The 23439-nt window shown below is 71.6% G+C and carries 25 protein-coding genes, 1 rRNA gene and 1 pseudogene; 15 read left to right on the top strand and 12 right to left on the bottom strand.

What is annotated here, in order from left to right; all coding sequences use genetic code 11:
- Positions 1-70, top strand: a 5S ribosomal RNA gene (gene rrf / locus AB0F82_RS38860); the annotation flags it as partial.
- A 97-nt stretch (positions 71-167) separates the two neighbouring features.
- Here the strand turns inward: rrf and AB0F82_RS36235 are convergent.
- Positions 168-278: pseudogene (locus AB0F82_RS36235) on the bottom strand (DUF3626 domain-containing protein); the annotation flags it as partial.
- A 100-nt stretch (positions 279-378) separates the two neighbouring features.
- On the opposite strand from AB0F82_RS36235, the gene AB0F82_RS36240 reads away from it, so the two are divergent.
- On the top strand, positions 379-945 hold the full coding sequence (locus AB0F82_RS36240; RefSeq protein WP_362635502.1) for a GNAT family N-acetyltransferase: 567 nt from the start codon (positions 379-381) through the stop codon (positions 943-945).
- Here AB0F82_RS36240 and AB0F82_RS36245 read toward each other — a convergent pair.
- From AB0F82_RS36245 to AB0F82_RS36270, 6 genes are all read right to left on the bottom strand, one after another.
- The gene (locus tag AB0F82_RS36245) at positions 942-2540 is read right to left on the bottom strand and encodes a type VI secretion protein (protein ID WP_362635504.1); all 1599 of its coding nucleotides are present in this window, start codon (positions 2538-2540) and stop codon (positions 942-944) included. The two genes, AB0F82_RS36240 and AB0F82_RS36245, sit on opposite strands and share 4 nt — an antisense overlap.
- A 2-nt stretch (positions 2541-2542) precedes the next feature.
- Entirely contained in the window at positions 2543-3964 is a 1422-nt protein-coding gene (locus tag AB0F82_RS36250; RefSeq protein WP_030659121.1) for an ATP-binding protein, read from the bottom strand.
- A gap of 19 nt (positions 3965-3983) precedes the next feature.
- Positions 3984-5546: an SCO6880 family protein gene (locus tag AB0F82_RS36255; RefSeq protein WP_362635507.1), complete on the bottom strand. Its 1563-nt coding sequence runs from the start codon at positions 5544-5546 to the stop codon at positions 3984-3986.
- Positions 5543-6814: a hypothetical protein gene (locus AB0F82_RS36260; RefSeq protein ID WP_362635510.1), complete on the bottom strand. Its 1272-nt coding sequence runs from the start codon at positions 6812-6814 to the stop codon at positions 5543-5545. The genes AB0F82_RS36255 and AB0F82_RS36260 overlap by 4 nt, the downstream gene beginning before the upstream one ends.
- 28 nt (positions 6815-6842) lie before the next feature.
- Positions 6843-7676 carry a hypothetical protein gene (locus AB0F82_RS36265; RefSeq protein WP_362635513.1) on the bottom strand — a complete coding sequence of 278 codons (834 nt, stop codon included), beginning with the start codon at positions 7674-7676 and terminating at the stop codon, positions 6843-6845.
- Positions 7677-7779: 103 nt separating this feature from the next.
- Positions 7780-8088: a hypothetical protein gene (locus tag AB0F82_RS36270; RefSeq protein ID WP_008742356.1), complete on the bottom strand. Its 309-nt coding sequence runs from the start codon at positions 8086-8088 to the stop codon at positions 7780-7782.
- 597 nt (positions 8089-8685) lie between these two features.
- Here AB0F82_RS36270 and AB0F82_RS36275 point away from each other — a divergent pair.
- From AB0F82_RS36275 to AB0F82_RS36290, 4 genes are all read left to right on the top strand, one after another.
- Complete coding sequence (locus AB0F82_RS36275) at positions 8686-8985, top strand: hypothetical protein (RefSeq protein WP_362635515.1); 300 nt, start codon at positions 8686-8688, stop codon at positions 8983-8985.
- Between the two features lie 39 nt (positions 8986-9024).
- Positions 9025-10194, top strand: coding sequence for an alpha/beta fold hydrolase (locus AB0F82_RS36280; protein ID WP_362635517.1), 1170 nt, complete (start codon positions 9025-9027; stop codon positions 10192-10194).
- A gap of 406 nt (positions 10195-10600) precedes the next feature.
- Positions 10601-11227, top strand: coding sequence for an RNA polymerase sigma factor (locus AB0F82_RS36285; RefSeq protein WP_362635520.1), 627 nt, complete (start codon positions 10601-10603; stop codon positions 11225-11227).
- Positions 11227-12336 (top strand): CU044_5270 family protein, encoded by a 1110-nt coding sequence (locus AB0F82_RS36290; protein ID WP_362635523.1) that lies wholly within the window; start codon positions 11227-11229, stop codon positions 12334-12336. The genes AB0F82_RS36285 and AB0F82_RS36290 overlap by 1 nt, the downstream gene beginning before the upstream one ends.
- Positions 12337-12538: 202 nt before the next feature.
- On the opposite strand, the gene AB0F82_RS36295 is transcribed toward AB0F82_RS36290, so the two are convergent.
- Together AB0F82_RS36295 and AB0F82_RS36300 are read right to left on the bottom strand one after the other, a co-directional pair.
- Complete coding sequence (locus AB0F82_RS36295) at positions 12539-13348, bottom strand: pentapeptide repeat-containing protein (RefSeq protein WP_362635526.1); 810 nt, start codon at positions 13346-13348, stop codon at positions 12539-12541.
- Positions 13349-13352: 4 nt separating this feature from the next.
- Complete coding sequence (locus AB0F82_RS36300) at positions 13353-13658, bottom strand: GNAT family N-acetyltransferase (RefSeq protein ID WP_362635529.1); 306 nt, start codon at positions 13656-13658, stop codon at positions 13353-13355.
- A 169-nt stretch (positions 13659-13827) separates the two neighbouring features.
- On the opposite strand from AB0F82_RS36300, the gene AB0F82_RS36305 reads away from it, so the two are divergent.
- The 5 genes from AB0F82_RS36305 to AB0F82_RS36325 all read left to right on the top strand — a co-directional run bounded on the left by AB0F82_RS36305 (position 13828) and on the right by AB0F82_RS36325 (position 19134).
- Positions 13828-14436, top strand: coding sequence for a LysE family translocator (locus tag AB0F82_RS36305; RefSeq protein WP_356814837.1), 609 nt, complete (start codon positions 13828-13830; stop codon positions 14434-14436).
- Between the two features lie 51 nt (positions 14437-14487).
- Positions 14488-15291, top strand: a complete 804-nt coding sequence (locus AB0F82_RS36310; protein ID WP_362635532.1) for a thioesterase family protein — start codon at positions 14488-14490, stop codon at positions 15289-15291.
- Positions 15292-15410: 119 nt separating this feature from the next.
- Entirely contained in the window at positions 15411-17099 is a 1689-nt protein-coding gene (locus AB0F82_RS36315) for a serine/threonine-protein kinase (RefSeq protein WP_362635534.1), read from the top strand.
- A gap of 94 nt (positions 17100-17193) precedes the next feature.
- Positions 17194-18201 (top strand): bifunctional lytic transglycosylase/C40 family peptidase, encoded by a 1008-nt coding sequence (locus AB0F82_RS36320; protein ID WP_362635567.1) that lies wholly within the window; start codon positions 17194-17196, stop codon positions 18199-18201.
- A gap of 204 nt (positions 18202-18405) precedes the next feature.
- Positions 18406-19134 (top strand): phosphatase PAP2 family protein, encoded by a 729-nt coding sequence (locus AB0F82_RS36325; RefSeq protein WP_362635536.1) that lies wholly within the window; start codon positions 18406-18408, stop codon positions 19132-19134.
- 168 nt (positions 19135-19302) lie between these two features.
- On the opposite strand, the gene AB0F82_RS36330 is transcribed toward AB0F82_RS36325, so the two are convergent.
- Both AB0F82_RS36330 and AB0F82_RS36335 read right to left on the bottom strand, forming a co-directional pair.
- Positions 19303-19530 (bottom strand): hypothetical protein, encoded by a 228-nt coding sequence (locus tag AB0F82_RS36330; protein WP_362635538.1) that lies wholly within the window; start codon positions 19528-19530, stop codon positions 19303-19305.
- A gap of 66 nt (positions 19531-19596) precedes the next feature.
- A complete protein-coding gene (locus AB0F82_RS36335; RefSeq protein ID WP_362635540.1) occupies positions 19597-19821 on the bottom strand; it encodes a hypothetical protein in 225 nt (74 codons plus the stop codon).
- 132 nt (positions 19822-19953) lie between these two features.
- Here AB0F82_RS36335 and AB0F82_RS36340 point away from each other — a divergent pair, with 132 nt between their 5' ends.
- Both AB0F82_RS36340 and AB0F82_RS36345 read left to right on the top strand, forming a co-directional pair.
- Complete coding sequence (locus tag AB0F82_RS36340; protein WP_362635542.1) at positions 19954-20787, top strand: hypothetical protein; 834 nt, start codon at positions 19954-19956, stop codon at positions 20785-20787.
- A gap of 175 nt (positions 20788-20962) precedes the next feature.
- Positions 20963-21109, top strand: a complete 147-nt coding sequence (locus AB0F82_RS36345) for a hypothetical protein (protein WP_167350610.1) — start codon at positions 20963-20965, stop codon at positions 21107-21109.
- Positions 21110-21144: 35 nt separating this feature from the next.
- On the opposite strand, the gene AB0F82_RS36350 is transcribed toward AB0F82_RS36345, so the two are convergent.
- Positions 21145-21507, bottom strand: a complete 363-nt coding sequence (locus tag AB0F82_RS36350; RefSeq protein WP_362635545.1) for a metal-sensitive transcriptional regulator — start codon at positions 21505-21507, stop codon at positions 21145-21147.
- A gap of 197 nt (positions 21508-21704) precedes the next feature.
- Here AB0F82_RS36350 and AB0F82_RS36355 point away from each other — a divergent pair, with 197 nt between their 5' ends.
- Positions 21705-22325, top strand: a complete 621-nt coding sequence (locus tag AB0F82_RS36355; RefSeq protein WP_028797706.1) for a DUF47 domain-containing protein — start codon at positions 21705-21707, stop codon at positions 22323-22325.
- A 5-nt stretch (positions 22326-22330) separates the two neighbouring features.
- Complete coding sequence (locus AB0F82_RS36360; protein ID WP_362635548.1) at positions 22331-23329, top strand: inorganic phosphate transporter; 999 nt, start codon at positions 22331-22333, stop codon at positions 23327-23329.
- The last annotated feature ends 110 nt before the right edge of the window (positions 23330-23439 follow it).

A 23439-nucleotide genomic window follows, 5' to 3' on the forward strand; every position in this document is an offset into this window, starting at 1 on the left:
GGAAGCTAAGCCTTTCAGCGCCGATGGTACTGCAGGGGGGACCCTGTGGGAGAGTAGGACGCCGCCGAACAATCATTGTGGGAAAGCCCCGCACCAACCCGTTTCAGGGTTCGGTGCGGGGCTTTTCTGCGTTTCAGGGGTGCTGTGACTGCATTCCGAAGCGGGCCAGCTCCGCCGAATATGCGGCTCTCCCAGAGCCAGCGGGCGCCGCCCGGGTGGGCGGTGAGACTGCCGTGGCCCGTGGCCGTGACGAACTGGGAGCGGTACACGCCGTCCTCCCATCAGCGAGACTTCATCCATGAATCCGCACATCAGAGCCATCGCCCACGTCACCGCGCGCTCTTCCGGCCGACCGCTGCACGGTTAGGATCACCGCTCATGAACGAACTCCAGCATGTGATACGTGCGGTGCGCGCCGATGAATGGGAGAAGGTCAAGGAACTGCGGATCGTCGGGCTCAAGGACCCTGCGGCTCCAGTCGCTTTCCTCGAGACGGTCGAGCAGGCCGAGGGGCACCCCGACGAGTTCTGGCAGGGGCGGGCCGAGGGGGCGTCGCACGGTCGGGCGGCCCGGCAGTTCGTTGCCGAGGCCGCCGACGGGCGGTGGGACGGCTCGGTGACCGTTCTCGTCGAGGAGGGCGGGACCGTCGACTTCTTCGATCGGGACGTCGAGCGGACGCAGGGCCATGTGGTCGGGGTGTTCGTACGGCCCGAGCAGCGCGGGACCGGGCTGACGGAGGCCCTTTTCGCGGCCGCCCTGGACTGGGCCTGGGCGCTGCAGGAGCCGGTCCTGGAGCGCGTACGGCTCTTCGTGCACGAGGACAACGGCCGGGCCGGCGCCTTCTACCGGAAGTACGGCTTCGAGCCGACCGGCGTCGTGGTACCGGTGCCGGGGAACCCGGGTGCCATGGAGCTGGAGTACGTGCTCCGGCGGCCCGCAGGCTAGAGGCCGGCTCCGGGCCAGCGGGAGCGGGCCTGTTCGCGGCTGCGGCACAGGGCGAGGAGGGGGAGCGTGTCCCCGGTCAGCAGCTCGGGGAGCTGGGGGATCGGGGCCACGGCCGCCACGTCGTCCAGCACGAGGGACAGTGGTGGGTCGAGCCGACCGTGGGATGACCGTGCGGCCACGCGACGGCCGTGCTCGACCACGTGAGAGGCGAGTGCGGTCAGCAACGGCATCGCACCCGGGTGGGTGCGGGGATCCTCCAGAGCTTCACCCACCAGGTAAAGGGTTCCCCCTTCGGCGACGAACGATGCCAAGGTGAGGGCATCTGTTCGGTTCGGATTGCAGGCCTCGCGGATGTGGATCGAGGTCAGGCAGGAGAGGGCACGGGCCGTCAGGTTCAGGGCGAGCTCGCGGCGTTCCGGGTGCGCGGTGAGGGCACTCTCCAGTTCGCCCGCCGCGCCCGCGGCGGCCTGGGGGTGGGTGCGCAGGATGCGTACGGGGTCCTGGCCGCTGTTGCCCTGGGCCCAGCGGTGGAGCTGCTTGAACGGGCGGTCGTCGAGGGCGGCGGCCTGGAGCCAGCTGCGCAGGAGTGTCTCGGCGGTGTCGGCCACGGCTTCGTCCATCCGGGCCTGTGGGCGTACGGGGGCCAGCAGGGCGATCGCGCGGGCGGCGGCGGTGTCACGGTCGGCGCAGCCGTCGGCGGGGTTCCAGTGCATGCGGACCGGGGTGTCGCACAGGTGGGAGGGGTCGTAGAGGAGCACCGGGCCGAGTTTGGCGCGGGCGTCCTTGGTCTCGGTCCAGAGGGTGGGGGAGGACGTCACGACCAGGGCGGCGCCCTCCGCCTCGCCGATGCGCTGGGCTGCGGCGCGCAGGCGGTCGTCGGGGCCGCCGTACAGGAGCCCGTGCGGGGCGGGGGTCGGTGCAGGGGTGACGGTGGTGGTTGGCGGCCCGTGCGCGGGGGCGTAGCCGAAGCCGTAGCGGTAGGCGTCGTGGTGGGGGTTGCCGGGGGCGCTGCCCCCGGGCTCCCGTGCCTCGAATGCCGGCGGGGCTGGATCGGCGGGCGCCGCCGGGGCGGGAACGGCCGGGGCGGGAACGGGAACGGATGAGGCGAGGAGGCTGCCGGGGGCGCTGCTCCCGGGCCCCCGCGCCTCGAACGCCGGCGGGGCCGGACGGGGCACGGGCGGGGCGGGATCGGCCGGCGCCGGTGCGGGGGCTGGAGCCGGCTGCTTCGCCAGGGCGCGGCGGGACTTGGTGCGGGCCACCACGCCGATCGCGAAGACCGTCAGGACGAAGAGGATCAGCAGCTGGCTGACGAACAGGCCCCAGAAGAGGCCCCAGCCGGAGAGGGCCGCCGGGTCGGTGTCCGGCCAGGCTCCCGGGAGGTCGTGGGGCTGCGCTATCAGGGCGCGGACGGCCGCCGGGGTGCGGGTGAAGGTGACGGTTGCGGGCCAGGAGCCCTTGGCGAAGAGCGCGGCCAGGCCGGTGGCCGTCCAGACGAGGACGGCCAGGCCGAGGAGGAAGGCCAGGAGGGCGACCAGCAGGCCGTCCGGGACGCCGCCGCCGCGCGCGGAGGGATCCGTACGTCGTGCGTCGTGCATGGTCAGGCCACCGTGGTCGCGGATCCGGGGCTGCCGCTGCCGCGGCTGCGTTCGATGGACAGGGCGCGTTCCTCCGCTTCCAGTTCGGCGGCGAGGAGGTCGGCGGGGAGGCGGGGCGGGGTGGAGGACTCGGTCATGGCGCGGTCGGTGAAGACCAGGGGGCGTTCGGCTTCGGTGATCAGGTGTTTGACGACCTGGACGTTGCCGTTGACGTCCCAGACGGCGATGCCCGGGGTGAGGGTGGGGATGATCTCGACGGCCCAGCGGGGCAGGCCGAGTACGCGGCCCGTGGCGCGGGCCTCGTCGGCTTTCTGGGCGTAGATCGTGCGGGTGGAGGCCATCTTGAGGATGGCCGCGGCTTCGCGTGCGGCGGCGCCGTCGACGACGTCGGAGAGGTGGTGGACGACGGCGACGAAGGACAGGCCGAGGCGGCGGCCGAACTTCAGGAGGCGCTGGAACAGCTGTGCGACGAAGGGGCTGTTGATGATGTGCCAGGCCTCTTCGACGAGGAAGATGCGCTTCTTGCGGTCGGGCCGGATCCAGGTGTGCTCCAGCCAGACACCGACGATCGCCATGAGGATGGGCATGGCGATGGAGTTGCGGTCGATGTGGGAGAGGTCGAAGACGATCAGTGGGGCGTCGAGGTCGATGCCGACGGTCGTGGGGCCGTCGAACATGCCGCGTAGGTCGCCGTCGACGAGGCGGTCGATGACGAGCGCGACGTCGAGGCCCCAGGCCCGGACATCGTCTATGTCGACGTTCATGGCGAGCGCGGATTCGGCTTCGGGGTGGCGCAGTTGCTCGACGATGTCGGTGAGGACGGGCTGGCGGTCGCGGATGGTGTCGACGACGTAGGCGTGGGCGACCTTCAGGGCGAAGCCGGCGCGTTCGTCGAGGCCGTGGCCCATGGCGACTTCGATGATGGTCCGGAGCAGGGCGAGCTGGCCGGTCGCGGTGATGGCCGGGTCGAGGGGGTTGAGGCGGATCCCGGAGTCGTTGGCGGCGATGGGGTCCAGGCGGATGGGGGTTATCCCCAGCTGCTGGGCGATGAGGTTCCATTCGCCGACGCCGTCTTCGCCCTGGGCGTCGAGGACGACGACCTGGCGGTCTTTGAAGCGGAGCTGGCGCAGGACGTAGGTCTTCTCCAGGGCGGACTTGCCGTTGCCGGATTCGCCGAGGACCAGCCAGTGGGGGGCGGGGAGCTGCTGTCCGTACAGCTGGAAGGGGTCGTAGATGTAGCCCTTGCCGCTGTAGACCTCGCGGCCGATGATGACGCCGGAGTCGCCGAGGCCGGGGGCGGCGGTGGGGAGGTAGACGGCTTGCGCCTGCCCGGTGGAGGTGCGTACGGGCAGGCGCGTGGTTTCGACTTTGCCGAAGAGGAAGCTGGTGAAGGCGTCCGTGAGCGCTGTCATGGGATCTCGCATGGGCGGGTCTTCCCTCCAGCTAGCGTCGGATGCCGGTGGCGAACGGCAGGGTGTTGACGAAGGCGCGGTGGTGCTCGCGGTCGCACCATTCCAGCTTCAGGTAGGACTTGCCGGCCGAGGCGCGGATGGTCCGCTTGTCGCGGGCGAGGGCCTCCGGTGAACGCGAGGACACCGTGATGTACCCGACCAGGTTGACTCCGGCAGCGCCGCTGGCGAGATCTTCACCCCTCTGGTCGAGCCTGCCGTGGGCGGCGATGTCGCGGGGGTCGACGGTGCGGTTCATCTTGGCGGCGCGGGAGGCGTCGGCCTCGTCGTTGGTCTTCTCGGTGAGCATGCGCTCGATGGCGACCTCGGTGGGTTCCAGGTCCATGGTGACGGCGACGGTGCGGATGACGTCGGGGGTGTGGACGAGGAGAGGGGCGAGGAAGTTCACGCCGACGGGGGTCATGGGCCATTCCTTGACCCAGGCGGTGGCGTGGCACCAGGGGGCGCGGGTGGAGGACTCGCGGGTCTTGGCCTGGAGGAAGGTGGGTTCCACCGCGTCGAGCTCGGCCGGCCAGGCGTTGCGTTTGGTCATGGCCTGGATGTGGTCGATGGGGTGGTCCGGGTCGTACATGGAGTGCACGAGGGAGGCGAGGCGGCCCTGGCCGAGGGGCTGGCGGACGCGGATGTCGGCTTCGGCGAGGCGGGCGCAGATGTCGGTGAGCTCGCGGGCCATGACGATGGCGAGGCCGGCGTCGCGGTCGAGCTTGCGGCCCTTGTGGGGGGTGGTCGCGCGGGCGATGGTGACGGCTTCGGCGGCCAGGTCGCGGGTGTAGTGCATGCAGGCGACGAGGTACGCGCGGTGCTGTTCGGAGGAGGTGGACACCATCGACTGGAGCTGGTCGTAGGAGTCGCGCAGCCAGACGGGGGCCCGGGTGTCACCGCGTTGGGCGACGTCCTTGGCGTGGGCGTCGGGGTCGGCGGGCAGGGTACGGGCGAGCATCTGGAGGCGGGTGACGAAGCCGTCGCCGTTGGCGACGTGCTTGAGCAGGGTGCCGAAGCGGTCGACGAGGGCTTCTTGGTCCTCGCTGTCGCGCAGGCCTACGCCGGGGCCCTCGATTTCGATGGCGGCGGTGACGGTGCGGCGGTCGGCGTGGAGGAGTACGGCGATCTCGTCGGGGCCGAAGGGGGCGGCGAGCCAGTTGATGCGGCCGATGCCGGGGGGCGGGCCGACTTCGACCTCGCGGCCGTCGGCGGCGCGGATGCCGGCTTCCATGGCGCCGGAGCGGTAGGTGGTGCCGCGGCGCAGAATGCGCTTGTAGCTGCGGCTGATCTCGAACCAGCGGTAGAAGGTGCGGCCCTTGTACGGGACGTAGACGGCGGCGAGCGCGAGGAGCGGGAAGCCGACGAGACTGACGATGCGCAGGGTGAGGTCGGGGACGAGCAGTCCGCTCATCATGCCGAAGAACGCCCCGGTGATGATGAGGGCGATCTCGCCGGTCTCGCGGTTCTTGCCGACGATCGCGTTCGGCCGGGCGCGGCCGATGAGATACGTGCGGCGGGGCGCGACCGGGTGCAGCTGGTGGGACTGGGTCGTCAACGCCCGTCACCTCCTGTGTTCCTCGTGCTCGAGCTCGTGCGGGGCGGGGGTGCGGCGGAGGGGACAGATCCGCCGCCGGCCCCGCCGCCGGAGGTGGGGCGGCTGCTGTGGGCGGCCACGCCTCCGGAGAGGGGGTTGGCGGGGCGGGGCGCGCTGCCGCCGCCGTCGCCTCCGCGGTGGGCGCCGCGGCTGCTGTGGGTCTTGATGCCCTGGGAGACGAGGGAGGCCGGGGAGCTGATGACGGCGGCGGCCTGGGCTCCGTCGGTGGCCTTGCTGCGGCCCGCGCGGGCGGAGGCGATCTCGTCGCCGAAGCCGGGGACGAAGCGGTAGATCATCGCGGAGGCGAAGATCGCCAGGAGGATGATGGAGAGGCCGGTGACGACGGCGGAGAAGGCGTTGGGCCCTTGTTCGCCGGTGAGGGCTCCGGCGAGGCCGAGGACGATGACGATGACCGGCTTCACGAGGATGACGGCGATCATGATGCCGGCCCAGCGGCGGACGTGGCCCCAGAGGTTGCGGTCGACGAGCCCGGAGTAGACGACGACGCCGAGGAGGGCGCCCACGTAGAGGAGGGCGGCCCGGATGAAGAGTTCGAGGAAGAGGATGCCGGCGGCGAGGACGGTGACGAGGGCGACGACGATCAGCATGATCGGGCCGCCGCCGATGTCGTCGCCCTTTTTGAGGGCTTCGGAGAAGGAGCCGAAGAAGACGTCGGTCTGGCCGCCGGTGGCGGAGGCGATGACCTCAGTGACGCCGTCGGTGGCGGAGACGACGGTGTAGAGGATCAGGGGGGTGAACGCGGAGGCCAGGACGGTGAGCCAGAGGAAGCCGATGGCTTCGGAGATGGCGGTGGTGAGGGGGACGCCGCGGACGGCTCGCTTGGCAACGGCGAAGAGCCACAGGACGAGCGTGAGGATGGTGGATGCGGCGAAGACGACGGCGTACTGCTTGAGGAAGGTGGCGTTGGTGAAGTCGACGTTGGCGCTGCCCTTGACCGCTTCGCTGAGCTTGGTGACGATCCAGGCTGCGGCGTCGGCGCAGCCCTTGGCGAGGGAGGCGAGGGGGTTGAGGGCGTCGGCCGGGTCGCTGGGCGCGAGGCCGGTGCGGGGGGCTCCGCCGCCTTCGCCGCGCTCGCAGTAGTCCTTGGCGGGGCCGCGGATGAGGTCGCAGGGGTTGTTGCTCGGCTGAGGGCTTGGGGTGGCGCTCGGCGTGGGGGCGGCCACAGCACGGGTGGCCAGGAGTACTGCTGCGGTCTGCACGGCTGCCATGACGGCCGTGACCTGCAAGCCGCGACGGCTAGCGCGCATAGGTGAACCCCCCGAACTGTGAAACCGCCGCGGCCATCTCCTCCGCCGAGGCAGCGGATTGGTCCCTGCCCACGGGGGCGGGGCCGTCCTTCTGCGTGAAGTCGGAGACTCTCCAGTCGCCGTTGAGCCACTTGAGCTCGAAGGTGTTCGTGTACCAGCTCTCGGAGACGGGGTTCTTCGAACCTTCCCCGGCGAGGCCGAACAGCGCCGAGTACCAGACGGAGACGGTGGCGGTGTCGCCGGTGAACTTATCCACCTTCGTACCCACGGGGTTCATGCGGGAGATGAACGTCTGGCCCTTTGGAGCCTTGCCCGCGGCATCGAGCCCGATCCGCGCCAGGAAGTCCTTGTCCGCGTAGATCTTGTCGAGGTCGTCCTGGCGCGCGGCGGCCACGTCGGGCAAATATGCGGCCTGGACGATCGCTCGCCGGCGCGCGGCGTCGAACATGCCGTCGGAGCCGAGGGCCACGGCGTAGTTGGCGGCGGCCGATTGGGCGCCCTGTTCGTCGTGGGTGAAGCCCTTCGGGATGCCGGCCGTCTTGCCGGTGACGGGATCGGTGCCGGTGGGGGTGGTGGAGGTGGCGGACGGGGTGTCGTCCGAGGGTTTGGCGTCGGGGGTGTCCGGGGCCTGGTTCGCGAACGCGATGGCGGCGATCAGGAGGACCACCACGCCGACCACGGTGACCAGGCTGCGGGAGGCGCGGGAGGTGCGGCGGGCGGGGCCGTACGGGTCGGCGGGGGCGTCCGGGAGGCGGGTGCGGGTCTGGCCCGTGCCGCCGACCTCGCCGTAGTCGGCGCCGCCGTACTGGTCGTCGTTGCTCATTCCGTTTCCGCCCCCTCCGCGTCGTACGACGGTAGCGCTGGTTCCCGCGTGGATGCGGTGTGGTGAGTCCCCATCAGGTCGGGGCCACCGGTGGTCGGTCCGGCTAGACGGCCATTCCGTAGACGATCGTGAAGAGCGTGCCGAGGGAGCCGATGATGAAGACGCCCGTGAGGCCGGCCACGATCAGGCCCTTGCCCTGTTCCGCGCTGAACGTGTCGCGCAGGGCGGTCGCGCCGATGCGCTGTTTGGCCGCGCCCCAGATGGCGATGCCGAGGCAGAGGAGGATCGCCACGGCCATGACCACCTCGATCATGACCTTCGCTTCGTTGCCGAGACTGCCGAACGGCCCCCAGTTCGGGGCGATTCCGCCGATGATGGTGGTGATGTCGCCCTTTTCGGCTGCCAGGATCATGTAACTCACCGCCCCTGTATGGGTAGTTCCGGAGGCCCGCTGCCCGACGGCAGGGGTCACGCACTATCTTCGCTGATGAAACCGCCGCCGTCGTCGACTTGTCGGCTCTCTTTACCCGATCTCGCGGCCCGCGACCGGCTTCCGCGCTCTGACCTGGGCCGGGCTGCCGTCCATCCGCAAGAACGTGCGGTCACTCTGTGTATCACGGGGGGTGACGCCGGGCAATGATTGTCCTCTCGGCGTACGGGGGGCGGGGCGAGGGGCCGCCGTTCGGAGCAGCGGGTCGCGTGTCGTTGGGCCGAGCCGCTGACATAAGTCCGACATTCCGTCAGTATTCCATCTGTACGCGGGTTCGCGGGTGAAGCTCCACGTCGTCAGGTAGGACGACGCGGGGGGCGATCGATGGGTTCCGCGTGCAGGGCGGTTCGGCGCACGGGCCCGGCCGGGGTGTGCGGGAAGACCGGGCCCGCTGCCGCGAAGGGCAAGCGGACGGGGGCGCCGGGTGGCCGGGGTACGGTCTGTCCGGCGCAGCGCGGGGGGACGACACCGAAGGCCGAGCGGGGTCAGGCAGGGCCGCCGGGGCCGCCGGGGCCGTGAGTGGACATCGACACGGCCGGGGTGCCGGGGTCGATGTCGGGTGCCGAGTACAGCGCGGCGCTGAGCCGGGGCCGGACGTACGTCGGCTACCGGAGCGCGCCGACCGGTGCCGGTGCATGGAAGGACCTGACCAGCAACCGGCAGACGCCGGGGTATCCGCGAAACGCCTGCGGGGTGGCCGTCAAGGTCGCCGACCGGGTCTACGTGAAGGTGCTCACCACGGCCGGGGCCGTCTTCGAGACCTCGTGCACACTGACGCTGACCTGCACCCGGGGTTGGGCCGCGGTCATCAATCCGTGAAGGCGCCGCGTTGTCAGTGGGGTGCGGCACGCTGAGGGGATGACGACTACCTGGACTCTTGCTGATCTCGAAGCGGCCATTCGGGCGGGATGGTCCGCCGAGACCGCCGAGCCGGCCGACATCAGCCGGGTGCCCTGGACTCCGGAGAATCCGGCCTGGGGGCAATGTGACATCACGGCCCTGGTCGTGCAGGACCTCGTGGGCGGGGACCTGGTGCTGGGGGAGGTGTTCCACGAGGGGCGGCAGGAGGGCTACCACTGGTGGAACCTGCTGCCCGGGGGCATCCGCGTCGATCTGACGCGGGAGCAGTTCCGGCGGGGTGAGACGGTGACGCCCGGGCGGTCGGTGAAGCGGCCGGGCGGGCGGCTGAAGCGGCGGTGGGAGGAGTACCAGCTGCTGCGGCAGCGCGTGATCGACAAGCTGGGGCCGCTGCCCGGGGTGATGGTGGCGCGGGACGGGCGGCGCCTGGCCTATACGGATTTCGGCGGGCCGGGGGCGCCGCTGCTGGCGCTGCACGGGCACTTCGGCTCGGGGGCGGACTTCGAGCGGCTGGCCCGCGAGGTGGGCCCGGCGTGGCGGGTGATCGCCCTGGACCAGCGCGGGCAGGGGGATTCCGACCGGGCGGGGGAGTACGCGCGGGAGGGGTACGTCGCGGACGCGGCCGCGCTGCTGGAGCACGTGGGGCTGGGGCCGGCGGTGGTACTGGGGCATTCGCTGGGCGGGGTCAACGCCTACCAGCTGGCCGCGCGGCGGCCGGACCTCGTGCGGGCGGTGGTGGTCGAGGACATCGGTGCGGTGGTCGACGGCGACCTGTCGTTCGCGCGGTCCTGGCCGCGGCGGGCCACGACCCGGGCCGGGTTCCTGGCGGGGGTGGGGAGTTCCGCGCCGTATCTGGAGGGGGCGGTCAGGGAGTACCCGGACGGGTGGGGGGCCGCGTTCGAGGTGGAGGACATGGTCGAGTCCCAGCACGGGCTGAACGGTGACCACTGGGGGGACTGGCTGCGGGTGCGGACGCCGACGCTGCTGGTGCGGGGGGACCGGAGCGGGGTGCTGTCGGCGGAGCACGCGCGGGAGATGACGGTGCGGAGGGCGGGGGTGCGGCTGGTGGAGTTGCCGGCGGGGCACGCGGTGCGGGTGGGGGACCCGGAGGGGTACTTCGCCGCCGTGCGGGGCTTTCTGGCGCGGGTGGGGAGGGGAACGGCTGTGTGATCGGCCTGATCGGTCTGATCGGCCTGATGGGGGGCGTGGGGGCTTGGCCGCCGGGCTGCGGGCGGGTGATCGCGGGGCGCCGGGGTGGCGGCCTGGTTGTGGCGTGCCCTGCCCGTGCCTGGGGGCGGTCGGGCGGCGAGTGGTTCGTAGGGTGCTGCTCCTGGGCCGCGAGGTCGATGCCCGGCAGCACTTCCCGGAACACGGCGGTGTCCCGGAGAGCTTCGGTGCGGGCAGCTTGCGCGGCGGCTCAACTGGATCTCACGGCCGTTCTCGCGCATGACGGCGAGCGGGCCGGTGCCACCGTCGGAGAAGGACACGCCCGTACGGGCCGCGGTCCGGCGGCTATGACGCGGGTCACGGGAACTCCGTCCGGGGTGCCGGACAGCCGACAGGAGTGACCACAGAGATGCGAGCCCGGGTGCGGTCCGGTGATCCGGACGCCTATGCGGAGCTGTTCGACAGCTACTCCCGCACCCTCTACAACCATGCCTTCCGGATGACCGGGGACTGGGCCGTCGCGGAGGACGTCATGTCGGCGGCCTTCCTGGAGGCGTGGCGGCTGCGCGGCACCGTCGATCCCGAGGGCGGCTCCCTCCGGCCCTGGCTCCTGGGGATCACCACCAACATCGCCCGCAACCACTGCCGCAGCAACCGCCGCTTCCGGGCCGCCGCCGCGGTGGCCGCGGCGGCGGCCGGTTCCGCGGCCGTGCCCGATCACGCCGACGAGGTGGCCGGGCGGCTGGACGACCGGCTGCAGATCGCGGCCACGCTGACGCAGTTGAGCGCACTGCGCCGGCCCGAGCGTGAAGTCCTGCTGCTGTGCCTGTGCGAGGGCCTTGAGTACGCCGAAGCCGCCCGGGTCCTCGGCATTCCGGTGGGAACCGTACGGTCCAGGCTGTCGCGGGCCCGTACGAAGCTGCGCAGGCTCGCCGACGCGGAACTGAAGAAGAACGGACGGGAACTCGCGGCCCGGTCCCGACAGACATACGAGGACCGCGCGAAGGCGGTCCGGTCCGCACAGGAGGGAATCTGATGAACGCCGACCTCTTCCGGCGCCGCCCGGCCGGCCGGGCGGAGAACTCGCTCCCCCTGCCGTTCACCGAACGGGAACTTCCCGCGGGCCGCCACCAGTTCCACAAGGAGCGACTGATGGCCCAGATCCACGAAGACCTCCGAGCCGCCGACGCCGGCCCCGCGACCGTTCGTAGGACAAGGGCGCGCAACTCTTTCCTGCGCAGTGCGATCCTCGTGCCCGCCGGGGCCTTCGCCCTGGCGGGCGCGCTCGCCGCCGGCTTCCTCACCTACGTGGACCGGGGCGGCGCGGACGGAACCGGCTCCACGACGGCCACGCGTCCGGCGATGACCACGCGGATCGGCACCGCCGACGCCCAGGGCACGCCGCAGCTCCTGGACCGCATCTCCCTGGCGGCCGCCACGACCGGCGGCGCGCCGAAGGTGCGCGCGGACCAGTTCATCTACATCGGGAGCAAGACGGCCACCACCTACGTGAAGACCGTCGGGGACAAGAGCACCCTGGTCAGCGAAGAGCTGCACATGCGCCACCAGTGGAACTCCCCGGACGGCCTCGACGGCTGGCTGATCGAGCCCGGCAACACCGGCCCGGCGGGTGTGACCCTGGCGGGGAAGGACGAGAAGGGCCAGACCCCGACGCCGTACCTCAACGCGCCGACCCACAACTACCTCTCGGGGCTGCCCACCGACCCCGACGTGCTCCTGAAGAAGATTTACGAGGAGACCCGGGGGATGGGCACCGGACCCGATCAGGAGGCCTTCACCACGATCGGCGACCTCCTACGCGCCAGCTATCCCCCGGCCGAGCTCACGGCCGCGCTCTACAAGGCCGCGGCGAAGATCCCCGGTGTGGTGACCGTGGACGACGCGGTCGACGCCGCGGGCCGCCACGGGATCGCGGTCGCCCGGCTGGAGGAGAAGACCGGGCAGCGGGAAGAGTGGATCTTCGATCGGCAGACGCTCGCGTTCCTCGGTGAGCGGGTCGTCCAGGTGCAGGGTGAGGCCGGTGAGGAGGGGCTGATCAAGCCGGGCACGGTCGTGTCGACCAGTGCCGTGGTGAACCGGACCGTGGTCGACCGGATGAAGGAGATTCCGGGGTCGGCCGGCTGACCCTTCGCATGCTGCGGGCTCGGCGGATGCGGGGGCCTTCTGTTGTTCTGCCGGGTGCGGCGCCGTTGCGGGGGCGCTGCTCCCGGGCTCCCGCGCCTCGAACGCCGGCGGGGCTGGGGGAAGCGGCTGCGGCTGAGGGGGCCGACGGGCTGGAGATCGGGGCTTCGTGCCCCGGGACCCGCCGGGCGGGCTGGGAGCGGTGTCAGGTCCAGTGGGTGGGGCGGGTCAGGGACGGGGGGATGTGGGTTTCGGGGTCGCCGTGGGCCGCGTTCAGTTGGGGCTGGGTGAGGAAGACGGCTCCGCGGAGGTCAGCGCCGCGCAGGTTCGCGTCGCGGAGGTCCGCGCCGATCAGGTCGGCCCTGCGGAGGTCGGCGCGGGAGAGGTCGGCGGCGATCAGGTAGGCGCCGCGGAGGTTCGCCCCGCGCAGGTTCGCTCCGCAGAGGCGGGCGCCCATCAGGTCGGCGCCGCGGTGGTTCTTCTTGCGGCCCGGGACTTTGGCGCGGACCAGTTCGCTGGTCTTCAGGAGCAGCGTGTTGATCCGTCCGCGCAGGGCCGTGACGTCCAGGTCCGCGAGGGCGCCGGCGTCGGCGCGCGTCCACTCCTCCGTCTCGGCGACCACGCCCCGCAGCTCGGGATGGACCGGGGCGGCGTCGGGGAGGGCCAGCGCCTGGTCCACATAGAAGAGCAGCTCGTGCAGCTGTCGCATCACCGGGAAGACGTCGAACATCTGCTCGCGGGTCTCGGGGTGGGTGCGCCAGTCGCGGCCGCCGAAGGTGACCTGGGAGACCTGCTGGCCCGCGCCGAAGCAGTCGAAGACGGTGCAGCCCGGGAAGCCCTGGTCGCGCAGCCGGGTGTGGATGCCGCAACGGAAGTCCTGCCGGAGGTTCTTGCAGGGGGTTCCGGCGGGCTTGTTCACCGCGAAGTCGGTGGACTTGGCGAACGGCAGGGCGACGCAGCAGAGCGCGAAGCAGTTCGCGCAGTCGGCTCGCAGGAGGGGGAGGCTGTGGGACACGCCTTCATTGTCGCCGGTCGGGCGCGGTGAGGCGCATCTGGTGGGCGCTCCAGGGCACGCCGTCGACCCTATCGACCGCTTCGAGGGTCACCGTCGTACGGAAGCCGAGCTTCTCGTAGATGCGCAGCGCCGCCGTGTTGTGCGTCCACACGCCCAGGCCGATCTCCGGGAGGGCCAGCTCGTCGAAAGCCGAGGGATACGTGCCCGAGCGGGGTGCCGTCCGGGGACACCCCGGTTCACGCGCGGCGGCCGGGCTCGGCGGCGTACGCGGTGAGCTGGGCGTCTTCCAGCGGCCGGCGGAAGTGCGCACCGGCCCAGGTCATGAGGTCGGTGGGACCCGAGATCCGGATGCGCAGCGAGGGGGCGTCGGCGGCCGGGTGGAAGGGGCGCAGGGCGAGGGGCCGTGGCAGATCCTTGTCTCAAGTGTCTCCCGGGGAAGGGAGGTTGATCTAGAAGGAGGGGGCGGCGAGCATCGCCGTATGACAGAAGTGATCGCAGTCGCCGTCATCACCCTGCTCGCCGTGATCAGTCCGGGTGCGGACTTCGCCATGGTGGTGCGCAACAGCTATCTCTACGGGCGGCCCACGGGGCTGTTCGCCGCCGCCGGGGTCGCGGCCGGGGTGCTGGTCCACGTCTCGTACACGATGCTGGGGGTCGGTCTGCTGATCGCCTCCTCCACCGCGCTGTTCACCGTGATCAAGCTGGCGGGTGCGGCGTACCTGGTGTGGATCGGGATAAGGACCTTCCGGGCGCGGGCGGAGGTGACCGTGGACCTGGAGTCGAAGCCGCAGCTGACCCGGCTGGGGGCGATGCGGTCGGGGTTCCTGACCAATGTGCTGAACCCGAAGACGACGTTGTTCGTGGTGTCGACGTTCACGCAGGTGGTCGATCCGGGGACGCCGCTGTGGCAGCAGGCCGGCTACGGGCTGTTCATGTCGGCGGCGCACCTGGGGTGGTTCGGGGCGGTGGCGGTGTTCTTCTCCGTCTCCAGTCTGCGCGAGCGGATGCTGAAGGCGCAGAAGGCGCTGAACCGGGCCATCGGGTCGGTGCTGGTGGGACTGGGGGTGGGGTTGGGGCTGGCCCGGTGACCCTTCGCGGAGGGCTGGTGGACGTGGTTACCAGTCGGTAGCGTGACGGGTATGGGTGCTGCCGAGGGGTGCGAGGGGTTCTTCGAGCGGGTCGGCCCCGGGCGGTTCCGGGCCACCGAGTACACGCGCGGGCCGTGGGACGCGGGCTCGCAGCACGCCGGTCCGCCGGCCGCGCTGCTCGGGCGGGCCGTCGAGGAGCGGCCGGGTGCGCGCGCCGACATGCGGATCGCCCGGATCACGTACGAGATCCTGCGTCCGGTGCCGATCGGTGAGCTGGAGGTCACCACCAGCGTGCTGCGCTCCGGGCGCAGCACCGAGGTGGTCGAGGCGGCGCTCGGCCCGGTGGGCGCCGCGCCCGTGATGCTGGCGCGGGCCCTGCGGATCCGGGTCGCCGAGGAGTCCGTACCGGCCGAGGTGAGCGGGCCGCAGCTGCCGACGCCGGGCGAGGTGGAGGTGACGCCGTTCTTCCCGGTGCCGTGGGAGACCGGCTACCACTCGGCCATGGAGACCCGGTTCACCGAGGGCGCCTTCGTCGAACCGGGTCCCGGCACCTGCTGGATGCGGATGAGGGTGCCGCTGATCTGCGGGGAGGAGACCAGGCCGCTGGACCGGGTGCTGATCGCCGCCGACTCGGGCAACGGGATCAGCGCGGTGATGGACTTCGGGCGCTACGTCTTCATCAACAGCGACCTGACCGTCCACCTGCACCGCCACCCGGCGGGCGAATGGGCGTGCGTGCAGGCCCGTACGAGCGTGGACGCGGCCGGCATCGGCCTGGCGGACGCGCAGCTCCACGACGAGAAGGGCCCGATCGGGCGCAGCGCGCAGAGCCTGTACGTCGCGCCCCGCGGCTGAGGGCTGTCCGCGTTGATCCTCCGGGGATTAGACAGCCCGCGGGGGCTGTCGGTGCCGCGGCCGTTGTCCGTCTCAACCCGGCGCCCAGGCACGGGAGTCGGTATGGCAGGCTCGTGCCAATGGAGCCCCTGAGAGACGTCGACCCCGCCCGGATCGGGGCACACGCGCTGTTGGCCCGGCTCGGCGCCGGAGGGATGGGGCAGGTGTACCTCGGGCGCTCGCCCGGCGGGCGCCTGGTCGCGGTGAAGGTGATCCGGGACGAGATCACGGGCCACCCCGAGGCCCTGACCCGGTTCCGGCGGGAGGCCGAGACCGTGCGCGCCGTGCGGTCGGCGTACACGGCGAACCTGATCGACGCCTCGCTGGCGGCGCCGCCGTTCTGGCTGGCGACCGAGTACGTGGCGGGCCCCACGCTCGGTCATGCGGTGGGGCGGCGCGGCGGTCTGCCCGCGGACACCTGCCGCCGGCTGTTCGCGGCCCTCGCGGAGGGGCTGGCGAGCGTCCACGCGTACGGGGTGACGCACCGGGACCTCAAGCCGCAGAACGTCATCCTGGGCGCGCAGGGCCCGCAGCTCATCGACTTCGGCATCGCGCGCGGCGTGGGCGAGACGGCCCTCACCCAGGACGGTCAGGCCCCCGGAACGCCGGGGTACACCGCGCCCGAGGTGCTGCTCGGGGCCGAGGCGGGGGCCGCCGCGGACGTCTTCGCGCTGGGCGCGACGCTCGCGTACGCGGCGACCGGGCGGCCGCCGTTCGGCACGGGCGCCGCTACGAGCGTGAGCTACCGGGCCGTGCACGAGCCGGTCGACGTGGCCGGGGTGGAGCCGGGCCTGGCGGCGCTGATCGAGGCCTGCGTGGCGAAGGACCCGGGGGCCCGGCCCGGCCTGCCGGAGGTCATCGCCCGGTGCGGGGTACGGGACGCGCTGATCGACGATCCCGTGTACGTGGGGCTGGGCGCGCTGGGTGAGGCCGTGCCGGTGCACGAGATGCGGACGCAGGGGCCGGGACTCCCGTACGGCTACACGCCGACCGACCACGCGGCCCCGGCTCCGGCCACGGCCCCGGCGGGGCGTGGGCGGGCGGGCGTGTGGGTGGCGGCCGTGGCGGTGGCCGCGGCCCTGTCGCTGGCCGCCTGGAAGCTGGTCCCGTTCGGCGGACAGGACGGTGGGGCCGGCCGGGGCGAGGACGCCACGGCGGGTGCCGCCGGCACGCCCGCCCGGACTCCGGGCGCGGGAGGCGTCGGCGCGGCGCCTTCTGCGTCCGGGGGCGCCGCCGGCAAGCCGCCGGCCGAGTACATCGAGGGCAACCAGATCTCGCACTACTTCTGGCTGCCTTCCACCGACCCGGAGCGCGCGGCGCACGGCACCGGCGCGTGCAACCTGGGGACGGAGCAGAAGCCGCCGGGTGCGGACTTCCAGGCGGGCGCCGAGGTTTCGGGCAAGTCCGTGAAGATCAGCATGCGCGTCAAGTACGCCGAGAACAGCCCGGCCAAACCCGATCCGTACTACGTGTCGGTGGCGGTCAGGGCCCCGCACGACCTCGACCCGCAGACGGGTCGGCCGTTCCCGATGGACAACCGGTCCGTGGGCTTCACCAGCAAGCCCGTCGACGTCTACGGCAAGTGGAAGACGGGCGAATACCTGACGCTCACGTACCCGGACGACTTCGCGGAGCACGTGAACGGCAAGACGTACCCCGGCGTGCCCCTGGCCAACGACCCGGGGGACTGGACGCTGGTCTTCTACCACGTCGAGGATGACCCTACGAAGTACGCGAGCATCCACTGCACGGGCTTCCGAGTGGAGTAAGTGGAGTAAGTGGAGTAGCGGATCCGGCGACACGGGCGATTCGCACGTGAAGGTGACGGACATGGGGGAGGGTTGACGGGTGCGCAGATTCTGGATGGCAGGCGGGATCGGGATCGGGCTGTGTCTGACCTTCGTGGCGCTCCTCGTCGTGGGGACGTACTCGGCGGCGGCGGGGCTCGCCGGATCGGGCGCCGGCGGCCGTGCCGTGGGCCTGACCAAGGGGGCGGTGCCCGCGAAGTACCAGGCGCTGGTGGAGAAGTGGGGCAGTCTCTGCCCGGCCATCAGCCCGCCGCTGCTCGCCGCGCAGCTGTACTCCGAGAGCGGCTGGAACCCGAGTGCCGTCAGCCCGGCGGACGCGCGGGGCATCGCGCAGTTCATCCCGGGCACCTGGGCCGGCCACGGAATCGACGGGGACGGGGACGGGGACCGGGACATCTGGGACCCGAACGATGCGATCCCCTCGGCGGCTTCGTACGACTGCGAGCTGGCCAAGGACGTGCGGAGCGTGCCCGGTGACGCGACGTCGAACATGCTGGCCGCCTACAACGCCGGCGCCTACGCGGTCATCAAGTACGGGGGAGTGCCGCCGTACAAGGAGACCCAGGGGTACGTGAAGGCGATCACGACGCTGGCGAAGAGCTTCGCGCGGCCCGTGGGCCGGGTGGCGCCCTCGCAACAGGCCGCCGGGGCCATCTACTTCGCGCAGAAGCAGCTCGGCACGCCGTACCTGTGGGGCGGCAACGGTACGCCCGACCAGGGCGGGCGGTTCGACTGCTCGGGGCTGACCAAGGCCGCGTACGAGACGGTCGGGATCGAGCTGCCGCGCGTGGCCAACGACCAGTACAACGCCGGTTCGCATCCCTCGCGTGCCGAACTCCTGCCCGGAGACCTGGTGTTCTTCTCCGATGATCTGACGAACTCCCGGGAGATCCGGCACGTCGGGCTCTACGTGGGCGGCGGATACATGATCAACGCGCCCTACACCGGGGCGGTCATCCGCTTCGACAAGATCGACACGCCCGACTACTTCGGAGCGACCCGCGTGACGAAGGACGGGGCGGAAGCCCTTCCGGGGCGGTCGGCCGCCGGCCGGCCGGCGTAGCAACTCTCCGTGATGCAAAGGCCCTGAGCTGCGACGACCAGTCACTCTTCGATAACGTTGCCGTGATCATTCGGTGGAGAGTGGAACCCGGTCGCCAGAACGGGCGTTCCATGAACGCGGGGGTTGATCAAGTGGGTGTCGAAGGGGCGCACACCCGGGTGCGCCCGCAGGGGAACCACGGCAAGAGCAAGGGGCCGCGTCACCATGGCTGGACTCACAACAGGTGGGCCGAACGTGGATGTCAGCCTGCTGTACGAGGTCAACGGCGCGGCCCGACGCGCCCCGTCGTGGCTGGACACGGCCGTGAGCCTGGCCGGCGAGTACGGGATCCTGCTGGCCCTGGTGCTCCTGGTGCTGTGGTGCTGGCGCGGCGCCCGCCGGCAGGACGAGACCGCGGCCGCCGAGACCTTCACCGCGCTCGTGTGGGCCCCCCTCGCCGCCGGTCTGGCCCTGCTCGTGAACGTGCCCCTGCGTGAACTGGTCGGGCGACAGCGGCCGTTCCGCCAGCACGAGGGGCTGCAGGTCCTCGACCCCGGCTGGGGCGCGGGACTCGGCAACACCGAATACTCCTTCGTCAGCGGTCACACCACCGTCGCGATGGCCCTGGGCGTAGGGCTGTTCGTCGCCAACCGCAAGCTCGGGCTCGTCGGGATCGGGCTGGCCCTCCTCGAAGGCCTCAGCCGCGTCTACATGGGCGTCCACTACCCGACCGACGTGATCGGCGGCCTCGCGCTCGGCACCGCCGTCGCCCTCGTCCTCGCGCCGCTCGCGCTGGCGCTGCTGAACCCGGCCGTCCGGGCGGTGGCCGCCTCCCCGCGCTTCGGCCGGCTCGTGCGGGCCGGGGAGCGGGCGCGGCCCCTGCCGGTCGGCCTCGCCCAGCCGCAGACCCCGCCTGCGGGCCGGCGCACGCCGGACAGCGACCTCGCCGCCTGACGCAGGGCCTGCGGCCTCCCAGGGCTGCGCGGCCCGTCCCGTATCGGCCTGTCCTCCCGTATCAGCCCGTCCCGTACGAGTCCCACACGGCGAGCAGCGCAGCCGTCAGCAGGCACAGCGCGGCCACCCCGAAGCACACCAGGACCGCCCGCGGGCGGGGCCGGGAGGTCACTGGTCGCCCGCGTCGGTGTCGCCCTCGCGGCGGTGGCGGGAGCGCAGCCACAGGCCGGTGGCCACGGCGGCGGCGGAGGTGAGCCCGATGGCCAGGGCCACGTCGACCGGGCCGTCCGCCGAGCCCACGGGCCTGGCCCACGCAGCGGCTGCCGCGGCGGCCGGGGCGAACACGAGGAGCAGGGCCCAGAGGAGGGCCGCGAGGCGGGCTGCGGAACCTGGCATGAGTCCAGGGCATCCGCTGCGGCGCCCCCCGGCCAGCCGGGCCGTCCGAACGGGCGAGACGCCGCCCTAGGTGGCCCCCGTGGCCGCGTGGCCGGTGGCGTCCTTGCGGGCCAGGTCGCGGGAGCGCCGGGCCGGCCCCTTCCAGCCGCAGGAGCAGACGGCCAGGCAGAACGATCCGCGGTCGGCGGTGGATGTGGTGTGGGCGGTCGGCGGCTGTGGCTGCGACCACGGCCGCGGGGGCGGTACGGCGTCGAGCGGAGGGGCCGGGGTCGCGTCGATGTGCGGTTCCACTTCTCCACGGTACCCGGGGACCTCGGGATGCGGGCACGGTGTGCCCCCGTGACGGGAAACCCTGGGCCTCGTTAACCGGAGCGGGTGGGGACCTCGGGCAAACAGCGGTCACGCGTTGGGGGTTGGCAGGCGATGGTGGTTCACCGGCACAGGCGGCTGCGCGGGCGCGCGGCTGAGGTGGTGCTCGCCGCCGGAGTCACCCTGGCGGTCGCGGCGGCGGGCGGGTGCGCCGGCGGCGGCGGAAGCGACGACCGGTCCCCGGCGGAGGCGTCGGTGGCGGTCCGCGGCGCCGCCGACGCCCTGACGCGCACGGGCAGCGCCCGGGCCCGTACGGCCATGGAGATGGCCACCGGCGGCACCCGGGTCACCATCCGCGGCGAGGGCGGCGTCGACTTCAAGAAGCGGATGGGGCAGCTCCTGGTGCTGCTCCCGGCCGACGTGAAGGGCGAGGACGAGCACCGGCCCATCACCGAGCTCCTCGTTCCCGGCGCTCTCTACATGAAGAACCGCGGGGCGGGCGTCCCCGCCGACAAGTGGGTGCGCATCGACACGACGACCCTCGCCGACGGGAACCTGGTCACCGGCGGCGCCACCGACCCGCTGGTCGCGGCCGAGCTGCTGCGGGTCGCGCAGGAGGTGACGTACGTGGGGGTTACCGAGGTGGCGGGCACGAAGGTGCGGCACTACCGGGGGACCACCGACATCGGACGGGCCGCCCGAAGCGCGCCGGCGCAGATGCGCGGGGCGCTGGAGGCGGCGGCGAAAGGGTTCAGCGAGGACACGGTGCCCTTCGACGCCTACCTGGACGAGGAGGGGCGGCTGCGGAAGGTCAGGCACCGCTTCACCTACGTCAACAATGGCGTGATCGATGTGTCCTCGACCACGCTCCTGTACGGATTCGGGACACCGGTGACCGTCGTATTGCCCGCGAGCGGGGACATTTACGCCGGAAAGATCGCCGACTAGCGGGGCGGGCGGGTCGGGAGCGGCGCGATCGGGCCATGGCCGGGTATCCGGAAATGGTCCATCCGTGTCATGCGGGGGGAGGGACGTCCTCCCTACGCTGAGAAGCCGGGCGCCGGCAGGTGGTGCGGCATGACCGACGACGGCCGGTGGCCGGTGGCAGATTGAGGTGACACGCGTGACTCCCGCAGGCGGTACGACGGTGCAGGACCACGTGGCGCTCGCCGAGATCGAACTGTGCGGTGAGCTGATCATCGCCGCGTCCGCGGCCGCCGAGGACCGGCTGAGCCTGGATCGCATCGACGAAGTCCTGCTGGGCCGGTAGCTCCCGCCCGCCGCCGGCGGGCGGGGACGGACCGCTCAGGTGCGCAGGAGCCGAGCGATGGCCTTGGTGGCCTCCTCGACCTTGGCGTCGATCTCGCCTCCGCCCTTGACCGCCGCGTCGGCGACGCAGTGGCGCAGGTGCTCCTCCAGCAGCTGGAGCGCGAAGGACTGGAGTGCCTTCGTGCTCGCCGAGACCTGGGTGAGTATGTCGATGCAGTAGACATCCTCGTCGACGAGCCGCTGGAGGCCGCGGATCTGGCCCTCGATCCGGCGCAGCCGCTTGAGGTGCTCGTCCTTCTGGTGGTGGTAGCCGTGGACGGCCCCGCCGTCGTGGGAGGTGCCGGGGGTGGCCGCCGTGCCGGTGCCGGCTCCGGTGCCCTCCGCCTCGATGGTCGTCATACGTCCTCCCGTGGTCGAACGAACGAGGGGATGTATACCCCTCATGGGTATAGGTTACCGGGCTCGCGCCCGAGGAGCAGGGGCCCGTGTTCCACACTCTGCCTGATGGAGGACACTGGGGAACTGCCGGTTAGCCGTGGCCGGGGGATGCGCCTAGCATCAGCCTGACCGAATCCAATGCACCCCGAGGACCTCACGTGCGATTTCGTCTGACCCCCAGGGAGACGAGCTTCTACGACATGTTCGCCGCATCCGCGGACAACATCGTCACGGGCTCCAAGCTCCTGATGGAACTGCTCGGAGCGGACTCGTCCGCCCGGGCCGAGATCGCGGAACGGATGCGGGCGGCGGAGCACGCGGGGGACGACGCGACACACGCGATCTTCCACCAGCTGAACTCCTCCTTCATCACGCCGTTCGACCGCGAGGACATCTACTCCCTGGCGTCGTCGCTCGACGACATCATGGACTTCATGGAGGAGGCCGTCGACCTCGTCGTCCTCTACAACGTTGAGGAGCTCCCCAAGGGCGTCGAGCAGCAGATCGAGGTCCTGGCGCGGGCGGCGGAGCTGACCGCCGAGGCGATGCCGCACCTGCGGACGATGGACAACCTCACCGAGTACTGGATCGAGGTCAACCGTCTGGAGAACCAGGCCGACCAGATCCACCGCAAGCTGCTCGCGCACCTCTTCAACGGCAAGTACGACGCCATCGAGGTGCTGAAGCTCAAGCAGATCGTCGACGTGCTCGAAGAGGCGGCCGACGCGTTCGAGCACGTCGCGAACACGGTGGAGACCATCGCGGTCAAGGAGTCCTGAACCTCGTGGACACCTTCGCTCTGGTCGTGACCATCGGTGTCGCGCTCGGCTTCACATATACGAACGGTTTCCACGACTCGGCGAACGCGATCGCGACCTCGGTCTCGACGCGTGCGCTGACCCCGCGCGCCGCCCTGGCGATGGCCGCGGTGATGAACCTCGCCGGCGCCTTCCTGGGCAGCGGGGTGGCCAAGACGGTCAGTCAGGGTCTGATCGAGACGCCGCACGGTGCCACGGGCATGTGGATCCTCTTCGCGGCGCTGGTCGGCGCGATCGTCTGGAACCTGATCACCTGGTACTTCGGCCTGCCCTCCTCCTCCTCGCACGCCCTCTTCGGCGGCATGGTGGGTGCGGCCCTGGCCGGCGGCACGGAGGTGATCTGGTCGGGCGTGGTCGACAAGGTCGTCATTCCGATGTTCGTCTCGCCGGTCGTCGGTCTGGTCGCCGGCTACCTGGTGATGGTGGTCATCCTGTGGATGTTCCGCCGGGCCAACCCGCACAAGGCGAAGCACGGCTTCCGTATCGCGCAGACGGTGTCGGCGGCCGCGATGGCGCTCGGCCACGGTCTGCAGGACGCGCAGAAGACGATGGGCATCGTCGTGATGGCCCTGGTCATCGCCGACGTCCAGTCCGCCGACGACGCGATCCCGGTGTGGGTCAAGGTCGCCTGTGCGGTGATGCTGTCGCTGGGTACGTACGCGGGCGGCTGGCGCATCATGCGCACGCTCGGCCGCAAGATCATCGAGCTGGACCCGCCGCAGGGCTTCGCGGCGGAGACCACCGGTGCCTCGATCATGTTCGGCTCGGCCTACCTCTTCCACGCGCCGATCTCCACCACCCACGTGATCACCTCGGCGATCATGGGTGTGGGTGCGACGAAGCGCGTGAACGCGGTGCGCTGGGGCGTCGCCAAGAACATCATCCTGGGCTGGTTCATCACCATGCCCGCCGCGGCGCTGGTCGCCGCGGTCAGCTTCTGGATCGTGAACCTGGCCTTCGGCTAGCCAGGCCGGGTCCGGCCGTACGGACACGAGAGCGGGCCGGCTCCCCCCACCCAGGGGGAGCCGGCCCTCTTTCTTTCTTCCGTCCCGCGGTGGCACCGCCATGCAGCACC

Source organism: Streptomyces virginiae, from assembly GCF_040638905.1.
GTDB classification, from domain to species: Bacteria; Actinomycetota; Actinomycetes; order Streptomycetales; family Streptomycetaceae; genus Streptomyces; species Streptomyces virginiae_B.